The sequence below is a fragment of the Terriglobus roseus DSM 18391 genome (assembly GCF_000265425.1).
GTDB classification, from domain to species: Bacteria; Acidobacteriota; Terriglobia; order Terriglobales; family Acidobacteriaceae; genus Terriglobus; species Terriglobus roseus.
In genome coordinates, this window is record NC_018014.1 from 81,525 (window position 1) to 100,381 (window position 18,857).

Here is an 18,857-nt window from a genome sequence, read left to right on the forward strand (position 1 = left end):
CCTTTGTAGCTGTCATGTTTAGATGATCTGCTGGCTCGGCGGGATCGACTTCGCATCCGCGCCCAGTGTCATGTTGGGCTTGTCGCTCATCACGAACTTCAGCGTGCCACCATTCGCAATATCCGCATGATGGAACCACGCGCGATCCTGCTTCTTGCCGTTCAGCCAGAACTCGCTCACGTACGCATCGCCTGCATTCTTGCGCGTCACTTCTACCTTCAGGACGCGGCCCTTGCCCATGCTCAGCGTCGCGCCGTTCGTCAGCGGCGATCCGAGAACATAGATGGTGCTGACCGGATCCACCGGGTAGAAGCCAAGCGCACTCAGCAGGAACCATGCCGACATCTGGCCAACATCTTCGTTGCCCTGCATGCCGTCCGGCTCCGCCTTGTACATCGTCTCCATCAGGCTGCGTACGCGCGACTGCGTCAGGTGCGGCGCACCGGCGTACACGTACAGGTAAGCAATGTGGTGTGAAGGCTCATTGCCGTGCGCGTACTGACCCACCAGACCAGCAATGTCTGGCGGAGCGTCGTCCGGCAGCGTGCTCGGCTGGTTGAACAGCAGATTCAGCTTGTCCAGAAACGCCTTCTGTCCACCCAGCGTATCGATTAGACCGGCAGGGTCGCACTGCACGGCAAACGTCGTCTGCCACGCGTTGCTCTCCGTATAGTCGCGCCACTTCTTCGTGTGGCCCATCTCGATCGGGCTGAACGGAGAAGCCCACGTGCCATCCGCAAACTTCGGCCGCATGAAGCCGACACTCGCGTCCCAGTTGTTCTTGTAGCCCTTCGAAAGCGCCAAGTGCTGCTTGCATCCGACATCGTTCTTCAGCTTCGACGCCAGGTTCGCCATCGCCCAGTCGTTGTAGCAATACTCAAAGTGCTTTGAGACGGACTCTTCAACCTGGTCCGCCGCGATAAAGCCCTTGTCGCGGTGCTGCTGTTCGCCCAGCTTGTCGTCGTTCCGGCCGCGCTCCAGCATCGTGTATGCCTTCGCATAGTCCACGCCGGTAACGCCCTTGTTGCAGGCTTCTGCGATCACGGAAGCCGAGTGGAAGCCGGTCATGCACTCCGTCTCGCGACCATGCAGCGGCCACACTGGTGCACCCGCGGGGCTCTCTTCGCCCATACGGATCAGCGTGTTCATAAACTGCGGCACACGCTCCGGCTCCAGCAGCGTGTACGCAGGATGCGCCGCGCGGAAGGTATCCCATAGTGAGAAGGTCGTGTAGTTCTCAGCACCCTTTGGCAGCGTATGCACGGCGTTATCCATGCCGCGATAGCGACCATCTGCATCGTCAAAGCGCGTCGGTCCCAGGCTCATGTGATAAAGCGCCGAGTAGAAGATCGTCTTATGCTTCGCATCCGCAAAGTCCGCATGAACCTTGCCCAATTGCTGCCGCCACTTGACCTCGGCGCTGCGGCGGACACTGTCGAAGTCCCATGCCGGCACTTCCATCTTGACGTTGTTCGCCGCACCATCCGCTCCCACGGCGCTGATGCCCGTCTTCACCAGGATGGTCTCGTTCGCCTTCGTGTCGAAGTACAGAACAGCCTTCAGGTTCGCACCCGTCAGCTTGCCCACCGGCACCTCTTTGTCGTCCTTGAAGAAGACGACCTTCTTCGGCTTCTTCGAGACCGTCAGCGAGAAGAAGGCATGACGCCCTCTGCCCCACGCATTCGTCACGTGGCCGCCCGCAATGCTATCGGCCCCGGTCTGCTCCAGCTCAGCAGAGACGACCGTGCTGATGCCCTTGTTCGCCTGCGCATGCTGCAGATCCACGATGATGTATGCGCTGTCGGTCGCGGGGAACGTATAGCGATGCACGCCCACACGCTCCGTCGCCGTCAGCTCTGCCTTCACCTTCGACGTATCCAGCATCACGGAGTAGTAACCCGGCGTCGCTACCTCGTTCGCATGGCTGAAGCGCGAGCGGTAGCCGCTCTCCGGGTTCTCGCGCGATCCTGGCTGCGGCTTCGCAACACCAACGCCCGGCATCACCAGGAAGTCCAGCAGGTCGGCGGCGCCCGTGCCGCTCAGGTGCGTATGGCTGAAGCCCATGATCGACGAATCGCTGACGTGGTATCCGCTGCACCAGTCCCAACCCTCATTGAAGGTGTCGGGGCTCAACTGCATGGCGCCAAACGGCACACTGGCACCCGGGAACGTATGACCGTGCCCGCCCGTTCCAACCCTGGGATCAGCCCACTGCAGAACATCGTCCTTCGCTACGGGTGCAGCCATTGCAAACAGCGATTTTGCGGGCAAATTCGCAACAGCCGCGGTCGCCGCGGCACTCTCAAGAAACTTCCTGCGTGTGATCATTTAGCACCTTTCAACGCCTCCATCGTACAACTTTGAGGCATGGACTGGCCCGCATGGCACGTCGCCATGGCTTTCAGCGGCTGCAAGTGTTCCGAGGAAAAAATCCGTCGGCGCTGAATCAATGTGTAAGCGATACCGCCGAAATGTGACGCTTTGCGCATCAAACTTCCTGCGATGATCGTATTGGCGCTTTAAATCAGCGCTTGAGGCACTTCCTGTAATGCGGAGAAAGATAATGCACCCAATCAGAATGTTTGTCCTCAGTGTTGCTATCGGTGGAATGTCCGTAGCGGCATATGGCCAACAGGAACAACAGGAGCAGCAGCAGAAAAAACAGAACACACCTCATGCACTGAATGAAGAAGATCAGACCGATCAGATGGCTGATCATGCAAGAGAGCAGCAACAAGGACAACAGCCGGAGCAGCTACGCGTGGATCTGCTCATGCCGAAAGATCAACAAGCAGAGCAACGAGAAGAGCGTCAGCGCATGAAGCAGCAAAAACAGAAAGAGCAAAAGCTCAAACAACAGCAGCAGCGTTAATCTGCAAACTGGTAACTGTTTCTTGCTTACGGGTGGACGAACCTACGCGGTGACAGCGCGCGGCTTCATGCGTGACCGCAGCAGATTGGCGACATCGTCCAGGCCAAAGACCTTGTACGCCGCTGCACCCAGCACCAGTACTACTCCTACGGCGAGTCCAATGCCGGCGGGCAGCGACAGCCGCTGCTCCAGAAAGGCGGGATAAGCCGCCGCTGCAAACGCCACCACGGTAAAGATTGCCAGCTTGATCAGCGGCTTGGTCTCCACGCGGTACTCTGCCGGGAACAGCCGTTCATTCAGGCGCAGCACCATGCCCGTCTGGATAATCTCCCACACCAGCCACGTCACCAGGTATCCCACCAGGCCGAAGTAGTGAATGGGAGCCAGTGCCGCGAGCAGCATCACCGAATAGCCGATCACGATGATCCAGCTCAGCTTGTCGTGCTCGTTGGAGGCGCTCTGAAACTGCGTCTTGTGTTCCTTGATCCCCAGCACGCCGGAGATCACCGCCATCAGGAAACACAGCTCCGGCTGATACATTCCGCGCTTGTGCAGCCAGACAGTGAACAAGAGTGGCGAAAGCAGCAACGTGCCCACCGTCACCACCGGGATCAGGAACAGCACGACGCGCTCGGACATGTCGTACAGCCGCCGCAACTGCACCCAGTCTTTGCGACCCCACATCTCCGTGATGTCCTGCCCGATGGTGCTGCTGGCGATCATCAGAATCTGCCGCGACATCTGGAAGACCGTACGAACAAGTCCGAAGACGCCTGTCACCTCCGCGCCCAGCGTGCGCTGAAGCAGGATCACGGGCATGGACCACGTCAGGAAGCCGCCCAGTGAGATCAGGCCAAAGTGGCCGCTGGGTCTCAGAATGGTCGTTACACCCTTCCAGCTGCCATAGCGCAAATTCGGCATCAGCACAGGGGCCACGAACCTCACGTGGATCAGTACGACCAGCGAGAACAGTAGCAGTGAGCCAAGTTGTACGCCGGCAAGTACCGCGAACGATGCGTGATGGTAAATCGCAAACGCCATGCCAAAGGTGGAAAGAAGCCGCTGCCCGCTGGCCATGTGGTTCCCCACATGCGGCAGACCCACCATCATGTACCCGTTGGTCAGCAGCGAGAACATCATGTTGACCGCGATCTGCAGTATCAGCAGGTACAGCGCAAGCTGCGCTGCAGCCGGCGTGACATGGTGCAGCTTCAGCCAGCTCGTCACGGGTATTAAAAATACCAATGCACCGACGGCTGCGAAGGTCGCAATGATCCCAAGCAGCAGCCGCAGTGCGTTTGCCTGTACCGCCTTCGCACCGTCGTTGTCCCCTGCGCTGTGCAGGATCGTCATTTCATTGCTTGCGTAGGTCTGGATGCCGTAGTTCAGCATGCCAAGGTAGTTCACGGAGGCACTCAGAGCCAGCCATTCACCATAGACGGAGATGCCGCTGCCGTAATAACGCAGAAAAAACGGCGGCACCAGCAACTGCGAGATGACAGTCACACCCTGGCTCAAAAACGTAGCCAGCAGGATCTTAAACAGTCGCTTGAGTTTCATCGCGCAGCAGAGCCCCAGGCAAGCTCCGCACCGGAACCATCCGGCATGCCGCAAGGCCACTGCAGATTCGCCGCATACCGAGACGCAGCAATACGGGGGGCAAGGCAGGCTGTGGGCATGCCGAAACTATAACAGTCTGCCTTTTTGCGCCGATGCCGTCCGCACATCAGAGACCAAGGAAAACTTCACGTACCGCATCAACCGCATTCGTAATTGGTTACAGTCTAAGTTTCAGGAGTTTTCACCACATGTTGCGTTCGCTCGCCTCTGCCGCCGTCGCCGCCAGCCTTGTGTTCACCGTCCCATACGTCGTCGCGCAAAAGCCCGCGCCCGCGCGCGCTTCTGCAGCCGAAGCCAACGTGACGCGCGAGACGCTACCCAACGGCATGAAGGTGGTCGTCGTCCGCAACACGCTGGCTCCCGTCGTCACGGTTGAACTGAATGTCCTTGCCGGTGGCAATGAGACGCCCACTGGCTTTCCCGGAACGGCCCACGCGCTGGAACACATGGCCTTCCGCGGCTGCACCGGCATGACCGCCGACCAGACCGCTGCCATCTACGCCCGGCTCGGCGGCGACAACAACGCCGACACCCAGGGCAACGTGACTCAGTTCTACGCAACGGTCCCCTCGACCGACGTCGAAGTGGCGATCCGTGCCGAAGCCGCCTGCATGCAGGGCATCGACAACTCCGACGCCGAGTGGAATCAGGAGCGCGGCGCCATCGAGCAGGAGGTCCAGCGCGACCTCTCCTCGCCAACCTACAAACTCATCACGCGCCTCAACGAAGGCATGTTCGCCGGCACACCCTATGCGCACGACGCCCTTGGTTCCAAACCCAGCTTCGACAAGACCACCGGCGCCGATCTCCGCAAGTTCTACGACCAGTGGTACTCGCCCGCCAACAGCATCCTCGTCATCGTCGGTGACGTAGAGCCCGCCGCCGTCCTTGCGCAGGTGCGTCAGCACTTCGGCAGCATCGCAAAGCGGCCCGTGCCCACGCGCCCGGCCATCAAGCTCGGCGCAGTCAAGAGCGACTCGTTTACCCTCGACAGCAACCTGCCGTACACCCTCGCAGTCATCGGCTATCGCCTTCCTGGCACAGAGTCAAAGGACTACGCCGCATCGCAGGTGCTGGCGGACGTACTCAGCAGCCAGCGCGGCGACATCTACGCCATGGTGCCCGCAGGCAAAGCACTTGGAGCGCAATTCGGCATGGCCGGCACCTACGCCAAGGCCAGCCTCGGCTTCGGCCTCGTCGCCGTCCCCAGTGAAGGCGACGCCGCGCCCGCTCTGAAAGAGCTACGCAGCATCATCGAGAACTACGCGGAGAAGGGCATTCCCGCAGACCTGGTCGAAGCCTCCAAACGCAGCGAACTGACCGACGCCGCCTTCCGCCGCAACTCCATCCCCGGACTAGCAACAGCTTGGTCGCAGGCGCTCGCGGCCCAGGGGCGCAACTCTCCCGATGAAGATTCTGAGGCCATCAAGAAGGTCACCGTCGCCGACGTCAACCGCGTCGCAAAGCAGTATCTGCTGCGCGCCAACACCATCACCGCCACGCTGAAGCCAGTACCCAGCGGCGCAGCCGTTGCTGCGGAAGGCTTCGGCGGTGGCGAGAAACTCACTGCCTCGCCCACCAAGGCAGTCGAACTGCCCAACTGGGCCGCCAAACCGCTGGAAGAACTCCGCCTCCCGCGCGCTGCGATCCTGCCCAGCGACGAAGTTCTGCCCAACGGCCTGCGCCTGATCGTGCGCACTGACCGCACCAGCCCAACCGTCACCCTGACCGGTGCCGTCCAGCACAACGAAGATCTGGACACACCCAAGGGCAAGGAGGGCGTCGCCGACGTCCTCGAAGACCTCTATGGCTACGGGTCCACCACGCTCGACCGCGTCGCCTTCCAGAAGGCCCTCGACGACATCGGCGCTACCGAAGGCTCGGGCTTCACCTTCAGCCTGAAGGTACTCAAGGAGCACTTCGCCCGCGGCATCGAGCTGCTCGCCGACAACCAGCTCCATCCAGGTCTGCCCGCCGAGGCTTTCCCCGTGGTCCAGAAGCAGACGGCAGAGCTCACCGCCGGGCAACTGAAATCACCCGCATACCGCACCCGCCGCGCACTCAGCGAAGCACTGTTGCCAAAGGACGATCCAACCCTGCGTGACCAAACGCCGGAAACCGTCATGGCGCTGAAGCTCGACGATGTGAAGGCGTACCGCCAGGCAGCCTTCCGGCCTGACCTCACCACCATCGTCATCGTGGGCGACATCACACCCGCTGAAGCCCGCGCGCAGATCGAAAAAGCCTTCGGCGGATGGACCGCCACCGGCTCAAAACCGAAGGTCGACCTGCCACCCGTACCGCCGAACAAGGCCACCGCCGCCAACGTCGGCGATCCGCAGGCGGTGCAGGACTCCGTCACCCTCAGCGAAGAGCTGCAGATCAACCGCTTCAGCCCGGACTACTACCCCATGCAGCTCGGCACGTACGTGCTCGGCGGAGGTTTCTACGCCAGCCGCTTGTATCACGACCTGCGCCAGGTAGCCGGCTACGTTTACACGGTCGACGTCAGCCTGCGCGCCACCAAGACGCGCTCCACCTACACGGTCGACTACGGCTCCGAGCCGGCCAACGTCTCCAAGGCACGCCAGCTAGTCGAACGTGACCTGAACAGCATGCGCACGGAGAACGTCACCCCCGCCGAACTGGCCCTGGCGAAGTCACTCCTGCTGCGCGGTCTGCAACTGCAGGAATCCAGTGAAGAAGCTGTCGCCGGTGCGCTGCTCGCCCGCGCCCAGCTTGGCCTGCCCCTCAACGAACAGGACAACGCCGCCAAAACCTATCTCCGCCTCACCGCCGAAGACGTAAAAGCAGCCTTCAACCGCCAGCTCCGCGTCGACGACCTCGTCCAGATCGTACGAGGGCCCGCGCCGCAGTAGGTCTCATCGCATGATGTGGCGGGTGCCCCGCTCATGCGCTTTTCGCGCATGAGTAGGGTGTATCAGTCGCCGCGCACACCCAGCGCATTCAACAAGGGCGTCGTCATAGCAGTCGTCGCCAGCGCCATCACCACCAGCATCGTGAACAGCGTCGGCGAAAACACACCCGCATTCCGGGCAATGTTCAGCACAATCAACTCCACCAGGCCACGCGTATTCAGCAGCGCACCCAGCGCAAGCGCTGCCTGCCACGGCTCGCCCGTCAACCGAGCGCCCAGCACCGCGCCGCCCATCTTGCCCGCCACAGCCACCGCAAGAATCACCGCCGTCCACACCCACACGCGCGGCGAGTTCAGCAGATCCAGCCGCGTCCGCATACCAGTCAGCGCAAAGAAAAACGGCAGCAGCACCGTCGATACCGTCGCATCCAGTCGCTCGCGCAGGCCCTGTTGCCACCGAGCTACCCGAGGGAAGCAGACACCCGCCAGGAACGCTCCAAACAGCGGATGCACCCCGATCGCATCCGTCGCATAAGCAGAAAGCAACGCTACCGCCACCGCAACGCCCAGGCCTGTCACCGACAAGGACCGACCACCGTTCCCACGCAGGAAACGGCGAGCCAGCGCAGCGCCCACAGCCATCACCACCAGGTAAGCCACCAGCCAAACCAGCCGCCTGCCAACGGTCGGCCCTGCAGCCGCATGAGGCAACAGCGCCAGCGCCACCGCCAGCAGAGTCCACGCCGCCACATCGTCCACCGCAGCACTCAACAGCGCCGTCGCGCCCAGCGGCGTAGCCGTCAACCGCCGCTCTTCCAGGATGCGAGCCAGCACCGGGAACGCCGTGATGCTCATCGCCACGCCAAGAAACAGCGCAAATGCCAGCGGACTGACAACGCCAGCGGGGAAGCGAGCGTGCAACGGCGCAACCAGCAGCAGCGCCAGCCCAAACGGCAGCACAATGCTGCAAAGGCTCGTCAGCGAAGCCGTCGCACGCTGCATCCGCAGATGCCCCAGGTCCATCTCGGTACCGATCAGGAACAGGTACAGCACCAGCCCGACCGCGCTTAGAACCTCAAACGAAGACAGCACCGCCGGAGTAAAGATCTGCGCCGTAGCCGCAGGTGCAAACCGCCCCAGCAGCGACGGCCCCAGCAGGATCCCGCCGGCCATCTCGCCAATCACACGTGCCTGCCCCAGCCGCTGCGCAACGCGTCCGCACAGCAGCGTCACCAGCAGAACAATGGCCATCGCCAGCAGCATCTATCGCTTCGCCGCCACGGCGTTCCCCGCTCCCAGTCCCGCAAGCTTCCGCCGATTGTGCAGCATCACCAGCGCCTCGGTCACCAGCAGGATCAGCCCCGGAATCATCAACCGGCTGCCCAGCACCGAAGGCCAGTCGAACCGGAAGTCCGCCACCCAATCTGTCACAAACAGGATCGAACCGGTAAAGAACAGTAGAGACCCCACCCACCGCCGAAACCGCGGCGTGATGTCGTTGTGTCCCTTGTATGCCTTGCCCGCAACTTCCAGCGCAGGCGCACCCACAAAACCGTGATGATCAAAAATCCGGGACAGCAGCGCAGGATGCAGCTCCACCTGCTCGTGAGCAAAGCTCTCGGCGTCTGCCAGCGAAGGCAGAATCGCGCAGCTCCGCGAGTCGAGATCCCCAACGGACTGTGAAAAGTGCACCGCATACTCACCCGCAGCCATGCGCTCATTCCACGACGAAGGCCGCGCAGCGGCATCGTAGATCGGTACCCATCGTGGCGTTGGCGTCATGCCTTCAAGTCTAGTGCGGTCACTCCGGCAGAGCGAAGACATACAGCGTATCTGCGGCAGACATCGCCACAAACTGCTTCCCACCCAGCTGGTAGGTCATCGGTCCGTTACTCAGGTTCGCTCCAGGCCTCGTATGCCAAAGCGTCTTTCCCGTAGCAGGATCCAACGCAAACAGATTCCCCTGCGTATCCCCGCTGAACAGCAGGTGCCCAGCCGTGGTCAGCACGCCTGCCAGCACACGTGCATCGCCCGCCGGCCGCCGCCACACTTCCTTGCCCGTCTTGTAGTCCAGCGCCAGCAGAACCGTGTTCTCCAGCAGCGAAGTCGCACCGCCACCCTGGTGATCCTCCGGCTTCCCTTGCGCATTCAGGTCCGAGTACCAGAAGCTCCAGCCCTCTTCACCATTCACATAGAACAGCCCCGTCTGCGGGTCGTAGCTCGGCGGCATCCAGTTCGTGCTGCCATTGCCCACGCTGTGCACCAGCGATCCAGACGCACGAGACTCCTTCGCCGGATCGCTGATCGGCTGACCCTTCGCATCCAGGCCCTTCGCCCAATCGGTCGCCACAAACTGCGACGTCAACAGGTGCTCGCCCGTCGCGCGGTCCAGCACAAAGAAGTAGCCGTTGCGGCTCGCATGCGCTAGCAGCTTGCGAGGCTTGCCGTTGAACATGCCATCGAACAGCACCGGGGTCTCCACCGCGTCCCAGTCGTGCGTGTCATGCGGACTCGGCTGGTAGTACCACTTGATCTTGCCCGTATCCGGATCAATCGCCAGGATCGAGCACGTATAAAGATTCGCGCCCTTACGCACATCGCCCGCCAGCACCGGGTGCGGATTGCCCGTACCCCAGAACATCAGGTTCAGCGCCGGGTCATACGTGCCCGTCACCCAAAGCGGACCGCCACCATGCTGCCGCGAATTCTCATCCGGCCACGTCTCCGCACCGGGCTCGCCCGCCTTCGGAATCGTGTCCAGCCGCCAGACCACCTTGCCGGTCTCAGGATCGAAAGCCGCCAGAAAGTGCGGAATATCCGACTGGTCGCCGCTCGTTCCAACGACGATCTTGTCCTTCACCACCAGCGGCGCCACCGCGGTGTAGTAGCTGAACTTTGAATCGGCAATCACCACATCCCACACCTGCTTGCCCGTCTTCGCGTCCAGGCAGATCAGGTGCGCATCCGGCGTGCCCAGGTATACCTTGCCGTTCAGATAGGCCACACCGCGGTTCGCAATGTGGTTTCCATCGCTGGGCCGATTCCATGCCCACAACTGCACGCCCGTACCGGCATCGATCGCCCACGCCTTGTCGGGCGACGTCAGGTACATCACGCCGTCCACCACCAGCGGCGTTCCCTTGACCGCCAGCCCGCGCGTCGGAAAAGCCCACGCCAGCGCCAGGTTCTTCACGTTGGTGCTGTTGATCTGTGCCAAGGAACTGAAGCGGCGACCGCTCGTGTCGCCGTTGTACGTGGTCCACTGATCGCCCACATTCGCAATGCTCTGCGGCGCAGGCTTCGTCTGCGCAGGGAGCGTGATCGCCGCGCCCACAACAGCCAGACTGCAAGCCCAACTCAGTGTCACGAAGGCAGGCCGTCCCGCCACCGCGTTAGCGCAGCGTTTCCAGATACGCGAAGACGTCATGCATGTCCTTATCGGTGTAGGTGGGCAGCAGGTCACGATGGCCCTTCAACGGGTCATCGGCCTTAATGCCGACGTGATTCGTCATCCACGTGTGTGTCGTGCCGTCGGCAGTGCGCAGCGTCACGGTGAACTCGTCGCGATGCAGGAAGGTCCCGGTAAAGCTCTTGCCCTCAGCCGTAACCGATCCGGTCAACGGACCAGCCTTTGGCATTAGCATCGTCGTCTGCAGCTCGGCCGGGTCGTGCTTCTTCGCCACGCCGGCCAGATTGCCCGTAGCGCTGTGGCACTGCGAACACTTCGCGGCAAAGTACTTCTTCCCGGCCGCAGCATCGCCGCCCATCAGATTGCTCGCACTAATGGTTGATCCGGTCAGTGCGGATGCGCGCGAAGCCAGCAGGATCTTCGCATGCAGAAACGCCGCAATGTCACTCACCTGGGCGTCAGTAATTTTCGGGAAGGCGGGCATGCCCTTATCCATCCGGCCCTCGTGGACCACCTTGCCGATCTCTTCGCCCGCCGTGTCGTGCCGGACCACAACCGACGTCAGCAGGTTCGGACCAACGCCGCCGTTGGCGCCCGTGCCGTGGCAGGCCGCGCAGTTCTGGACATAAACCGCCTGCCCGCGCACGACGTTCTCCTTCTGCAATGCAGCAGGTGTGGCCTTCGCCGTCTCCTGCGCCAGGCCGGCAAACGGCAACAGTGCCACAGCGAGCGCGGCTCGCAGCGCGTTGAAAGGAAATGCACTCACGCCAACCTTTGTATCAGAGGTCCGACCACCCAGGAGCGGTTGACACCGTTTCAAGCACCGCAAAGGGTCCAGGGCCGGGCGTAATAATAAACCTCCTCCGATTCGATCGCTTCAAAATTTGGAAGCGATACCAAAAGGCTTATGTTCGCCATCGAACTTTGAGGTGGTTATGTCGTTGTAGGATTAGGGGCCTCAGAGGTGTTCCCCATCTTCCACAGCAAAGGTTCTATGCGTGCTGGATCTAACCTTCCGTCGGAGATCCTGCTGGTCGTGTCGGATGACACGGCAGCAGAGTGCATCCACGAAGCGCTCAGCAACACAGATCGTGGAACATTCACCATCAAGCGGGTACAGAGCCTCAAAGAAGGTCTAACGGAGATCAAACGGCAGACCGCATCCGCTGCCGTCCTGGCACTCTCCCTGCCGGATGGGACTGGCATCGCCAACCTCAAGCAGATGCTCGCATTCGCCCGCACCATCCCCATCGTGGTCCTCGGCGACCCGGATCAGGAGGATCAGGCCGTTACCGCCCTTGAGCAAGGTGCCACCGACTACCTCATTCCGGAACATCTCGACCACTACACGGTTACGCGCGCGCTCCAAAATGCGATCGAACGCAGAAGCATCGAAGATGCTCTCTTCGAGGAGAGAGATCGCGCCCTGATCACGCTCAACTCCATTGGCGATGCGGTCCTCTCAACGAACATCCACGGCCACATCAACTTCCTCAATGAGAGCGCGGAGAAGCTCACCGGCTGGAGCCGGGAAGAGGCACTCGGCAGACCCCTTGCAGAGGTCTTTCAAATCATCGACGGCATAACGCGCGAGTTGTTGCCAGACCCGCTGCAACTCGCCATTCAGACAGACCGTACCGTCAGCCTCAACCCGAACTGCGTCCTCATCCGACGCGACGGTGTCGAAGCGCCCATTGAAGACTCTGCGGCTCCCGTCCATGACCGCAGCGGCGCCGTCATCGGCGCGGTCATCGTCTGTCATGACGCCAGCGAGTCGCGCGCCATGCGCGTTCAGATGACGCATTCCGCGCACCACGACATCCTCACCACGCTTCCCAATCGCCTGCTCCTGAGCAGTCGCATCGCCCAGGCCATCGCACGGGCTGATCGCGAACATCGGCCCTTTGCCCTCCTCTTTATCGATCTCGATCACTTCAAGTCGGTTAACGATTCGAAAGGCCACGCCGTAGGCGACAAACTCTTAAAGGCAGTCGCAGATCGTCTCAAGTCCGTTGTCCGTCCCTCAGACACGGTAAGCCGACAGGGAGGCGATGAGTTTGTCATACTGCTTCCGGACATCCTCACACCTGCGGACGCCGGCAAGAGTGCCGAAAAGCTCCTCCGGAAACTCAGAGCGTCACATATCATCGGTGGCGAGACGGTCCAGATCAACGCCAGCATCGGCATCAGCATGTACCCAACCGACGGTGCAGATGCCGAAACCCTGTTGCATAACGCCGACATGGCCATGTACAGCGCGAAAGACAGCAATCGGAACAACTACCAGTTCTTCACACCGGAACTGGCGCAGCAGGCCCTCGGCATCCGAGACCTCGACTCGGATCTCCGGCGTGCCGTTCAACTGGGGGAGTTTGTCATTCACTACCAGTCGAAGGTCGATTTAGAAACCGGCAAGGTCATCGGAGCAGAGGCCCTGGTTCGCTGGCAGCACCCGGAGCGCGGCCTTCTCTTCCCAGGCCAGTTCATCAATGCCGCGGAAGACTCCGGGCTGATCATCGCCATCGATCTTTGGGTTCTGCGCGAAGCATGTCGGCAGACCCGCGAATGGCAGGCTGCGGGGAATGATGAAATCACAGTAGCGGTGAACATATCCGCAATCGGATTTCGCGACAAGGATTTCGTAGACAACGTCCGGAGGATCCTCGACGAGACGGACTACGACCCGCGTCGCCTGCAGCTGGAACTCACGGAAAGCGTTCTCATCCGCAACATCGAGTCCTCAAGAGACGTGCTCGGAAAGCTCAGTCAGATGGGCATCCGGCTCGCCGTCGATGACTTCGGCACTGGCTATTCCAGCCTCAGTTACCTGCGGCAATTCCCGATCAACGTGCTGAAGATTGACCGATCCTTCGTCAGCTACATTCCTGACGATGAGCGTGACGCCCTGCTCGTCAGCGCCATCATCGCCATGGGCCGCAGTCTCAACTATCTGGTCATCGCGGAAGGCATCGAGACGGAGAAACAAAGAACCTTCCTGCGAGGCGAACTCTGTCAGGAAGGCCAGGGGTATCTCTTCGGCAAAGCAGTCTCTGCCGCGACCTTTGGCGGGCTTCTCGCCCTGCCCGCCCAGGCAGCGTAGACCGCCCGCTACCGCGAAGACTTCTTGCTGGCTAGCGGGGCGGGGTACGGGCTCTTGTGCTTCTTCGCCGGCGGCGGCGGCGGCGGAGCGACGGGGATGCCGCTGCGGAAGTCCTGCACGGCTTTACCCAGCGCAAACTTCAGCGCCTCGATGCCCTCGCCGGACACAGACGACAACGCAAAGAACGGCAGCTTCCGCCGCTTGGCAAAGGCCGTCAGCTTCTTCAGCTTGTCTGGATTCACCGCATCCATCTTCGCTGCAACCACCAGCACCGGCTTCTTATCCAGCCCGTGCCCAAACTCTTTCAGCTCGCCCGCAATGATCTTGAAGTCTTCCACCGGATCTTCGCGGCCGCTGGCATCACTCACATCCACCAGGTGGGCCAGAACGCTCGTGCGCTCAATATGCCGCAGAAACTGGATACCCAGCCCCGCACCCTGGCTCGCGCCCTCAATCAATCCCGGCATGTCGGCAATCACAAACGACTGCTCATGCGGAAAGTCGCCCACCTTCACCACGCCCAGATTCGGCTCCAGCGTCGTAAAGGCATAGTTGGCAATCTTCGGCTTGGCCGCGCTCAGGCGCGAGATCAGCGTCGACTTGCCCACATTCGGATAGCCCAGCAGACCCACGTCGGCCAGCAGCTTCAGCTCCAGCCGCAGGTTCCGCGCCTCGCCCGGCCGGCCCAGCTCATGCTCGCGCGGAGCCTGGTGCGTCGGTGTCGCAAAGTGCTGATTGCCGCGACCACCACGCCCACCGCGAGCCACAACGATCTGCTCGTCGGGGTACTGGAAGTCATGGAGCATGTCGCCCGTGTCTTCGTCATACACAACGGTTCCCAACGGCACACTCAGGACCGTGTGCTCGCCGCTGGCGCCGCTCATGTTGCTGCCTTCGCCGTGGATGCCGCGCTGCGCCTTGTGCTCCGGATTGAACCGGAAGTGCACCAGCGTGTTGTGCTTTTCCGATGCACGCATCAGGATGTCGCCGCCGTGGCCACCGTCGCCACCCGACGGCCCGCCCCGCGGGACGAACTTTTCGCGGCGGAACGCCATGCAGCCATTGCCGCCGTCGCCTGCCTTAATCCGGATTCGTGCTTCGTCGATGAACATTTTGGCCCTTTTTCTAGTTTAGCGCCGCGCGGCCTCCAGCAGGGCAAAAACGGGACTAACGCTCCCTTCATTGCGCGCAAAAGGGCAACTTTGTTGGAAAAAGGGCCTCGTCACTGCGATACTGGCAGCATCATCAAGCCCAGCAGCTGTTAAACCACCCCCAGGGTCGTTCACGCGACGTTGACAGAAACATGCCAAGCTGGAAACTCCCCGACGGGCGTACCTGTACGATTCTTGCCCCGGATGTCCGTAGAGTTCGACGTGCCGCAGAGCACGCGCAGTAACACCTTCAGGAGACCCAATGACTCACCAGAAATTTGTTCGCAGCCTTGCGTTCGCGTGCGTTTTGAGCGCCGCAGCCCTCGGCAGCGCCGCCCACGCGCAGAGTGCAGTTGACGGTGCCGTTGGCGGCACAGTGCACGACGCAACCGGCGCCATCGTACCCAGCGCGCAGATCACCGTCACCAACAACGGCACCAATGCCTCCCAGACGGTCAAGTCAGACGATCAGGGCTACTTCCGCGCCATCCACCTGCAGCCCGGCAGCTACACGATCGAAATTTCGGCACCCGGATTCGGTGGATATAAGTCGAGCGCCGTTGTCGTCCAGGTCGGTCTGCTCACGAATGTCGATTCGAACCTGGCACCCGCCGGCACCACCACGGAAGTAACCGTCACCAGCGAAGTCCCGGCCATCAACACCACCTCGCCGGACTTCAACACCGTCATCGATCTGCAGATCCTTGGCAACCTGCCGGTGAATAACTACCGCTGGTCCAGCTACGCAGCCCTGACGCCCGGCGTCGTGTCGAACACGGACGGCTTCGGCCTCCTGAGCTTCCGCGGCCAGAGCGTCCTGCAGAACAACATCACCATCGACGGCGCAGATAACAACCAGGCCTTCTTCGGTGAAGAGCGCGGACGTACCCGTGCTGGCTACTCCACGGCGCAGAGCTCCATCCAGGAGTTCCAGGTCAACACCTCGAACTACACGGTGGAATACGGACGCGCGGTTGGCGGCGTCGTGAACTCCATCACCAAGAGCGGTACCAACAAGTTCCACGGCGATCTGTACTTCCGCGACCGTGATGCTGGCTGGGGTACGAAGAGCCCGACCACCGTTCTCACCACGCAGAACAGCAGCGGCGCATTCGTCAGCAACGTCATCAAGCCCAAGGATTGGCGCAAACAGTTTGGCGGCAGCATCGGCGGCCCCATCCTGCGCGACAAGCTCTTCTTCTTCTTCGCTGGCGACCGATTCATCCGTAACTTCCCCGGCACCGGCATCGCCACCAGCCCGGCTTCGTTCTTCGCGACGCCAGACGCTGTGTTGCCGGCGGGCAAGGTCTGCGGCCAGACCAACCCCACCACCGGTGGTACCAATCCTGCTGCGCCGTCCACCATCGACGCCGCCGCCTGCACCTTGGCAACGAACCTCAGCAATGCCGGGATCGTCACCTCGTACGCGCAGGCAGTCACGCGTTACACGGGCGGCCTGGCCGATCTCAACACCATGCTCGGACCCGTTCCCCGTACCGGCGAACAGACCATCCTGTTCCCCAAGGTCGACTGGCAGATCAACGGCCGCAACCGCGCATCCTTTGAGGTCAACCGCCTCAACTGGGCATCGCCCGCCGGCATTCAGACGCAGGCTACGAATAACTACGCCACACGCTCCTTCGGCGATGACTTCGTCAAGCTCACCTTCGGCGTAGCCAAGCTGGACACCACCATCACGAACAGCCTCGTAAACCAGTTGCGTTACCAGTACGGTCGCGACTTCGAGTATGAGTTTGCGCAGACGCCGTCCACCCCCTACGAGCAGAACAATCTGCTTCGCAACGGTGCCGGCAATTACACCAATCCCCTGGGCCTGCCGCCTGCCGTCTTCATCACCAACGGCTTCAACTTCGGCACTGCAACCTTCCTGCAGCGCTCCAAGTATCCGGATGAGCGTCGCTGGCAGGTAGCCGACACCGCCAACTGGTCACGCGGTTCGCACAACGTCAAGTTCGGTGTGGATTACCTGCACACGTACGACCTCAGCACCAACCTGCGCACGCAGTATGGCTCCTTCAGCTACAACAATCCGCAGAGCTACTTCACCGACCTGATCCTCGGACAGAGCACCAACCCCGCGGTTCAGGTACGCGCGAAGAACTACAACAGCTACCAGCAGGCCTTCGGTCCGCTCTCCTTCGACTTCGTCACGCACGACATTGGTGTCTTCGCGCAGGATGAGTGGAAGGCGTCGCCGCGCCTCAGCATCACCTACGGTGTTCGCTACGAGCTGCAGCTCCTCCCGCAGACCTTCGCCGGTGTGCCTGTCAACGGCACCAGCTTCGGATCCAGCGCGATTGCTCAGACGGGCCAGATGCCGTCGGACAAGAACAACATCGCTCCCCGCGTCGGCTTTGCCTTTGACCCCACCGGGAACGGCAAGACCTCCATCCGCGGCGGATTCGGTATCTTCTACGGCCGCACCATCAACTCCACCATCTACAGCGCGCTTACCAGCACCGGCAACCTGAACCAGGTCAACGGCCAGCCGGTCTCGCAGGCTACGTTCAACTACACCTCCACGCAGGCGGGCGCTCCTTCGTTCCCGCAGATTGTGGGCAGCATCGGCACAGCAGGTGCGGCTCCCGCCTCCACCTTCTTCCAGCCCGGCTTCCAGAATCCGTACTCGGAGCAGTTCGACCTCTCCATCCAGCACGATCTCGGCTGGCACACCATGATCGGCGCCAGCTACATCGGCGCTCTCGGCCGCAAGATGCCGAACTTCGTGGATGCCAACCTGCCCACGCCAACGAACAACGTGACCTACTCGGTGGCTGACGCAACCGGCGCCGGTCCGCTCGCAGCGGGCCGCCAGTTCTCTACGCGCTTCTACCAGCGTGGAACGGGTGCCAATTGCACACAGAACGGACCCAACTCCTTCGCTAACAGCGGCCGTCCCAATGGCTGCTTCGGCGCGATCACGGCCATCATCAGTCAGGCAGCTTCCAGCTACCATGCAGTCGTAGTGGAAGCGAAGCACCAGTTCTACCAGGGCCTGTCCTTCAACGTGAACTACACCTACTCGCACGCGCTGGACAACGGTGTAAACAGCACCACGTTCACCTCGACGAATGCCTTCACCGATCCGCTGAATCCCAGCCTTGACTACGGCAACTCTGACAACAACGTGCCGCACCGCCTGGTCGCCTACGCCGTCTACACCACGCCGAAGTTCGTTCACGGACCGCTTGGCTACCTGTTGAACTCGTATGAGATTGCACCGAGCTTCGCTGGCCAAAGCGGCCTGCCCTACTCGGCCGCAAGCTCCGGAACGCCCACCACGGCTCGCGGTGACAACGGTGCCGCACTCTCCGCACTCGGCGGCGGCGTGAACGGTTCCAACGGCGCCTTCCGTATCCCCATCCTCGGCCGCAACACCTTCCGTCTTCCCCGGACATGGGTTGCGGATCTCCGCCTCTCCAAGCGTTTCGATATTCGCGACAACATGAATTTCGAACTGCTCATCGAGAGCTTCAACATCCTCAACCACTACAACACCACCCAGGTGAATACCTCGGCCTACAACGTCACCACGTCGGCCACAGGCAACAGCCTGGTCTACAACTCGGCCTTCGGCACGCGCACCGCTGTCAACAGCAACCTTGCCTACAGCCCGCGCCAGGTACAGGTGGGAGCCCGCTTCCACTTCTAACCAGCCGTAAGCAGCATCGGAAGGGCGGTGGCTTAGGCCACCGCCCTTTTGTTTCCCATGACGCATCGTTCTCCACCGGGCGGACTCCGAAACACCGTTCTGATACGCTCCCTGCAAATCAGAACTCAAAACCGCCAGGACCTGCCTCACAGGT

The 18,857-nt window shown here is 61.5% G+C and carries 11 protein-coding genes; 4 read left to right on the forward strand and 7 right to left on the reverse strand.

Features of this window, described 5'->3' with window-relative positions; all coding sequences use genetic code 11:
* Positions 1-18: 18 nt before the first annotated feature.
* Positions 19-2,328 carry a GH92 family glycosyl hydrolase gene (locus tag TERRO_RS00360; RefSeq protein WP_014783996.1) on the reverse strand — a complete coding sequence of 770 codons (2,310 nt, stop codon included), beginning with the start codon at positions 2,326-2,328 and terminating at the stop codon, positions 19-21.
* Positions 2,329-2,563: 235 nt separating this feature from the next.
* Between TERRO_RS00360 and TERRO_RS00365 the strand changes: the two genes are divergently transcribed.
* Entirely contained in the window at positions 2,564-2,872 is a 309-nt protein-coding gene (locus tag TERRO_RS00365) for a hypothetical protein (RefSeq protein ID WP_014783997.1), read from the forward strand.
* A 42-nt stretch (positions 2,873-2,914) separates the two neighbouring features.
* Here TERRO_RS00365 and TERRO_RS00370 read toward each other — a convergent pair whose 3' ends face one another.
* Complete coding sequence (locus TERRO_RS00370) at positions 2,915-4,432, reverse strand: lipopolysaccharide biosynthesis protein (RefSeq protein WP_014783998.1); 1,518 nt, start codon at positions 4,430-4,432, stop codon at positions 2,915-2,917.
* Between the two features lie 248 nt (positions 4,433-4,680).
* Between TERRO_RS00370 and TERRO_RS00375 the strand changes: the two genes are divergently transcribed.
* Complete coding sequence (locus TERRO_RS00375; RefSeq protein ID WP_014783999.1) at positions 4,681-7,371, forward strand: M16 family metallopeptidase; 2,691 nt, start codon at positions 4,681-4,683, stop codon at positions 7,369-7,371.
* Positions 7,372-7,433: 62 nt separating this feature from the next.
* Here the strand turns inward: TERRO_RS00375 and TERRO_RS00380 are convergent, their stop codons facing one another.
* Genes TERRO_RS00380 through TERRO_RS00395 form a run of 4 tightly spaced genes read right to left on the reverse strand, consistent with a single transcriptional unit; the run spans position 7,434 to position 11,545 of the window.
* A complete protein-coding gene (locus TERRO_RS00380) occupies positions 7,434-8,621 on the reverse strand; it encodes a cation:proton antiporter (protein ID WP_245536176.1) in 1,188 nt (395 codons plus the stop codon).
* Between the two features lie 12 nt (positions 8,622-8,633).
* On the reverse strand, positions 8,634-9,152 hold the full coding sequence (locus TERRO_RS00385) for a hypothetical protein (protein WP_052313238.1): 519 nt from the start codon (positions 9,150-9,152) through the stop codon (positions 8,634-8,636).
* Between the two features lie 19 nt (positions 9,153-9,171).
* Positions 9,172-10,797: an acido-empty-quinoprotein group A gene (locus tag TERRO_RS00390; protein ID WP_014784002.1), complete on the reverse strand. Its 1,626-nt coding sequence runs from the start codon at positions 10,795-10,797 to the stop codon at positions 9,172-9,174.
* Positions 10,763-11,545 (reverse strand): c-type cytochrome, encoded by a 783-nt coding sequence (locus TERRO_RS00395; protein ID WP_014784003.1) that lies wholly within the window; start codon positions 11,543-11,545, stop codon positions 10,763-10,765. The genes TERRO_RS00390 and TERRO_RS00395 overlap by 35 nt, the downstream gene beginning before the upstream one ends.
* 228 nt (positions 11,546-11,773) lie before the next feature.
* On the opposite strand from TERRO_RS00395, the gene TERRO_RS00400 reads away from it, so the two are divergent.
* Positions 11,774-13,879: a putative bifunctional diguanylate cyclase/phosphodiesterase gene (locus tag TERRO_RS00400; protein ID WP_041592792.1), complete on the forward strand. Its 2,106-nt coding sequence runs from the start codon at positions 11,774-11,776 to the stop codon at positions 13,877-13,879.
* Positions 13,880-13,887: 8 nt separating this feature from the next.
* On the opposite strand, the gene obgE is transcribed toward TERRO_RS00400, so the two are convergent.
* Positions 13,888-14,991, reverse strand: a complete 1,104-nt coding sequence (gene obgE / locus TERRO_RS00405) for a GTPase ObgE (RefSeq protein WP_014784005.1) — start codon at positions 14,989-14,991, stop codon at positions 13,888-13,890.
* A 301-nt stretch (positions 14,992-15,292) separates the two neighbouring features.
* On the opposite strand from obgE, the gene TERRO_RS00410 reads away from it, so the two are divergent.
* On the forward strand, positions 15,293-18,703 hold the full coding sequence (locus TERRO_RS00410) for a TonB-dependent receptor (RefSeq protein WP_014784006.1): 3,411 nt from the start codon (positions 15,293-15,295) through the stop codon (positions 18,701-18,703).
* The last annotated feature ends 154 nt before the right edge of the window (positions 18,704-18,857 follow it).